This window comes from Mycobacterium sp. (genome assembly GCF_032161845.1).
Lineage (GTDB): Bacteria > Actinomycetota > Actinomycetes > Mycobacteriales > Mycobacteriaceae > Mycobacterium.
In genome coordinates this window covers 1-4,126 of sequence record NZ_JAVRQA010000109.1, presented here as the reverse complement: position 1 = coordinate 4,126, position 4,126 = coordinate 1, and the positions used below count along the sequence as shown (strand labels likewise).

The 4,126-nt window shown below is 69.2% G+C and carries 5 protein-coding genes; 3 read left to right on the top strand and 2 right to left on the bottom strand.

The window, feature by feature from the left end; genetic code table 11:
* Nucleotides 1-27: 27 nt before the first annotated feature.
* Nucleotides 28-609 carry a DUF3000 family protein gene (locus QOD90_RS06600; protein ID WP_526347871.1) on the bottom strand — a complete coding sequence of 194 codons (582 nt, stop codon included), beginning with the start codon at nucleotides 607-609 and terminating at the stop codon, nucleotides 28-30.
* 77 nt (nucleotides 610-686) lie between these two features.
* Here QOD90_RS06600 and hemE point away from each other — a divergent pair, with 77 nt between their 5' ends.
* From hemE to hemQ, 3 genes are read left to right on the top strand one after another with little or no spacing between them, the layout of a single operon-like run.
* Nucleotides 687-1,748, top strand: coding sequence for a uroporphyrinogen decarboxylase (hemE, locus tag QOD90_RS06595; protein ID WP_526347869.1), 1,062 nt, complete (start codon nucleotides 687-689; stop codon nucleotides 1,746-1,748).
* A complete protein-coding gene (locus QOD90_RS06590) occupies nucleotides 1,745-3,100 on the top strand; it encodes a protoporphyrinogen oxidase (RefSeq protein ID WP_526347867.1) in 1,356 nt (451 codons plus the stop codon). Before hemE ends, QOD90_RS06590 begins: the two co-directional genes overlap by 4 nt.
* A gap of 5 nt (nucleotides 3,101-3,105) precedes the next feature.
* On the top strand, nucleotides 3,106-3,798 hold the full coding sequence (gene hemQ, locus QOD90_RS06585; protein WP_526347865.1) for a hydrogen peroxide-dependent heme synthase: 693 nt from the start codon (nucleotides 3,106-3,108) through the stop codon (nucleotides 3,796-3,798).
* On the opposite strand, the gene msrB is transcribed toward hemQ, so the two are convergent.
* Nucleotides 3,795-4,126: peptide-methionine (R)-S-oxide reductase MsrB (gene msrB, locus QOD90_RS06580; protein WP_526347863.1), on the bottom strand; the 332-nt coding region annotated here is incomplete at its 5' end. The genes hemQ and msrB overlap by 4 nt on opposite strands.

The following is a 4,126-nucleotide window of genomic DNA, read 5'->3' as shown; positions in this document are numbered from 1 at the left end:
TCCCCGGCATCCAGGCCGTCCGTCATGTCACGCGCGCGTACGGGCGCCCAGGTCGGTGACCCCGGCGGGAGGTAGACCCGCGGCGTGCTCCAGCACCTCGCAGAAGGCCTGCACATGGGGTCCCAGTTGTAGGTTCGTCGCCGTCCACGATGCGCGTAGCTCCAGTTGATGGGCCCGCGGGGGGCCAGAGATGTCGCCGTAGCGCACCGATGTCGTTGCCGTGACGGTTCCGCCCAACGCGGTGACGTGGTCCTCGTGCGACGCCAGTGCGTCGACGAGCCAACTCCACGCCACCTCGGGAAGCAGCGGGTCGACGGCTTCGGTGGAGTCCAGGTCGGCTTGGATGTAGGCCACCAGGCGCATCGTGCCGTCCCAGGCCTCCGCACCCTCGGGGTCGTGCAGGAGGATCAGCCGACCAAACGCATCGCCCTCGGATCGTTCGGGAACGATCGCCGTCTCGGGATGACGGACCTCCGCACCGAGCGCGTAACTGTAGGGCGCCAGACGCTGCGGTGGACGGATCGGGCCGAGCTCGATCTCGGGCCGGACGGTGGCGGCGTTCATTGCCTCCACCGCGGCCCGGAACTGAGCCGGCTCGACGGTGGTCATGGGTTTGACGCTAGCTGATTCGGGCAGGGGGTAGCGAAGGCGCGCCGTAGCGTTGCTGCATGGCAGCATGGGTGCCGATGAGTACCCGTCGTGACCTGCCCGAGTCGCCCTACCTGACCGCGGCCGCAGGCCGGAAGCCGACCCGTGTCCCCGTGTGGTTCATGCGGCAGGCTGGCCGTTCCCTTCCCGAGTATCGGGCGTTGCGGGCAAAGAGCACGATGATGCAGGCGTGCTTCGATGCGGAGTTGATCACCGAGATCACGTTGCAACCGGTGCGTCGGCACGGCGTCGACGCAGCCATTCTGTTCTCCGACATCGTGGTACCGCTGCGGGCATCGGGCATCGACCTGGACATCGTTCCCGACGTGGGGCCGGTCATCGCGCAGCCGATTCGCACCGCCGCCGACGTCGCGGCGATGAGGCCGCTCGAGCGTGACGACGTCGCGCCGGTCGCCGAGGCGGTATCACTGCTGGTGGCCGCGCTGGGTGACGTGCCGCTGATCGGTTTCGCGGGAGCTCCCTTCACGTTGGCCTCCTATCTGGTGGAGGGCGGGCCCAGCCGCAACCACGAGCGCACCAAGGCGATGATGCTGGGGGCGCCCGACGTCTGGCACGCGCTGATGACCGCGCTCACCGACGTCACGATCGGCTTTCTGCGCACCCAGTTGGACGCCGGCGTCGACGCGATTCAATTGTTCGACTCTTGGGCGGGCACGCTGTCGTTGGCCGACTACCGCACCTACGTGCTGCCGCACAGCGCCAGGGTGTTCGACGCGCTTGCCGTCGAGGGGGTGCCCATGACGCACTTCGGGGTCGGTACCGCCGAACTGCTCGGCGCGATGTCGGAGGCGGTGTCGGTGGGGGACAAACCCGTCGTCGGCGTCGACTGGCGTACCTCGCTCACCGACGCCGCCGCCAGGGTCCGGCCGGGTGTCGCCTTGCAGGGCAACCTGGACCCGGTGGTGCTTCTCGCGGGCTGGCCGGTGGTCGAGCGTGCGGTGCGCAACGTCGTCGACGATGGCCGCCGGGCCGTGGACGCGGGGGCCGCAGGCCACGTGTTCAACCTGGGACACGGCGTGCTGCCGCCGACCGATCCGGGCATCGTCACCGAAGCAGTAGCGCTGGTGCACTCGTTGTGACAGCAGCCTATTGTGTTGTCGGGGGTGGCATTTCAGGGTTGGTGGCCGCCCATCGGCTGCGCATCGCTGCGGGACCCGATGCGTCGATCACGGTCTTCGACCCCGCGGACCGGCTGGGCGGGGTGCTTCGCACGGAACGCATCGGCAATCAATTGGTGGACGTCGGCGCCGAAGCCTTCATCGCACGACGCCCCGAGGTGTCGGCGCTGCTCGCCGAGTTGGGTCTGGCCAACCGGCAGATCGGCACGACCGGTGTGCGACCGCTGATCTATAGCGAGGGTCGGCTACACCCGATGCCGCAGGGCACGCTGCAGGGCATCCCCGCTCACGCGTCGTCGGTCGCAGGTCTGGTCGACGATGCGACGGTCGCGCAAATCGCCGCCGAGCGCGAACGGCCGTTCTCGTGGCGGCCCGGCGCGGACCCCACGGTCGCGGAATTGATCGGCGACCGCTTCGGCGCGCAGGTGGTGGCCCGTTCGGTCGACCCGCTGCTCGCAGGGGTTTACGCGGGCTCATCGGCGACCATCGGGATGCGTTCGGCCGCACCGACTTTGGCGGCGGCGCTCGATCGAGGCGCGCGCAATCTCACCGACGCCGTCCGCGAAGCGCTGCCCCCGCCGCTGAGCGGGTCGGTGTTCGGGGCCGTGGACGGCGGCTACGCGGTGCTGCTCGATGCCCTGGTCCGGCGGGCCGCCTTCGACTGGGTTCAGGTTTCCGTGGAGCGGGTCGGGCGCGACGGCGCAGGCTGGAGTTTGGTCGATGACGAAGGCGGTCACTGGCATGCCGACGGGGTGGTGCTCGCGGTGCCAGCACCCCGGCTTCCGCGGCTGATCGAGGGTGTCGCGCCGAGCTCGGCGGCCGCCGCCAAGCGCATCCAGACTGCGTCGTCGGCGCTGGTGGTGCTGGCGCTGCCGGGCGGGACCCCACTGCCGGAGCAGTCGGGCGTGCTGGTGGCAGGCGGCGAACGGCTGCACTCGAAGGCGATGACGCTGACGTCGCGCAAGTGGGGGCGGCAGGGCAACGTGGAGTTGGTGCGGTTGTCGTTCGGGCGGTTCGGCGACACCGTGGCCCGCGACGTGGGCGACGAGGAGCTCCTGGCGTGGGCGTCCGAGGATCTCTCGACGGTCTTCGGCGTCAACTCCGAGCCGGTCGACTGCCGCGTGCAGCGCTGGATAGACGCCATGCCGCAATACGGGCCGGGGCACGCTGGGGTGGTCGCCACGGTGCGGTCCGGCCTGCCGCCGACGATGGCGGTCGCGGGCGGTTACCTCGACGGCATCGGTGTGCCCGCCTGTGTGGCGTCGGGCACCAGGGCGGCCGCCGCGTTGACGACGTCGGGCGTGGCACGATAGGTCTCATGGCCAAGCTCGACTACGACGCCCTCAACTCCATGCAGCGATACATGATGATCTCGGTGTTCTCCGTGCAACCGGAAGCGCTGGGGGAGGATCGCGCCGCGGTCGTCGACGACACCGCGACGTTCCTCAAGCAGCAGGAGGAACACGGTGTCGTCGTGCGAGGGTTGTACGACGTGGCCGGCTTCAGGGCCGACGCCGACTTCATGATCTGGACGCACGCCGAGCGGATCGAAGACCTGCAGGCGACTTACCGTGGGTTCCGCCGCACGCCGCTGGGTCTGGTCAGCGATCCAGTCTGGAGCGTGGTGGCGTTGCATCGGCCCGCCGAGTTCAACAAGAGCCACGTGCCCGCGTTCATCGCAGGCGAGGACCCAGGCGACTACCTGTGCGTGTATCCGTTCGTCCGCTCCCTGGACTGGTACCTGCTGCCCGATGACGAGCGTCGCAAGATGCTCGTCGAGCACGGGGTGGCGGGTCGCGAGTATCCGGACGTCCGGGCCAACACCGTGCCCGCGTTCGCGCTCGGCGACTACGAGTGGATCCTGGCGTTCGAGGGACCGGACCTTGGCCGCATCGTGGAGCTGATGTGGAAGCTGCGCTACACCGATGCTCGGCGACACGTCCGCGAGGAGACGCCGTTCTTCACGGGTCCGCGCGTGGGCGTCGAGGAACTCGTCGCCCGCCTGCCCTAACCTCCGGCGGGCACCAGCTTCAGCGAGATCGAGTTGATGCAGTAACGCTGGTCGGTCGGCGTGGGATAGCCCTCGCCCTCGAAGACGTGCCCAAGGTGGCTGTGGCAGTTGGCGCACACCACCTCGACGCGGTGCATGCCGCCCGAGTCGTCGGACCGCAGGATCACGGCGTCCGAGTCGGCCGGATCGAAGAAAGACGGCCAGCCGCAATGGGATTCGAACTTCTCGGTGCTGCGGAACAACTCGGCTCCGCAGGCCCGGCACTGGTAGATACCTTCGGCCGTCGTGTCGGTGTACTCGCCGGTGAACGGGCGCTCGGTGCCCGCTT

Excerpts from the sequence above, each read along its gene's own strand:
- QOD90_RS06600 (WP_526347871.1), bottom strand. The coding sequence starts at position 609 with ATGACCACCGTCGAGCCGGCTCAGTTCCGGGCCGCGGTGGAGGCAATG.
- hemE (WP_526347869.1), top strand. The coding sequence starts at position 687 with ATGAGTACCCGTCGTGACCTGCCCGAGTCGCCCTACCTGACCGCGGCC.
- hemQ (WP_526347865.1), top strand. The coding sequence starts at position 3,106 with ATGGCCAAGCTCGACTACGACGCCCTCAACTCCATGCAGCGATACATG.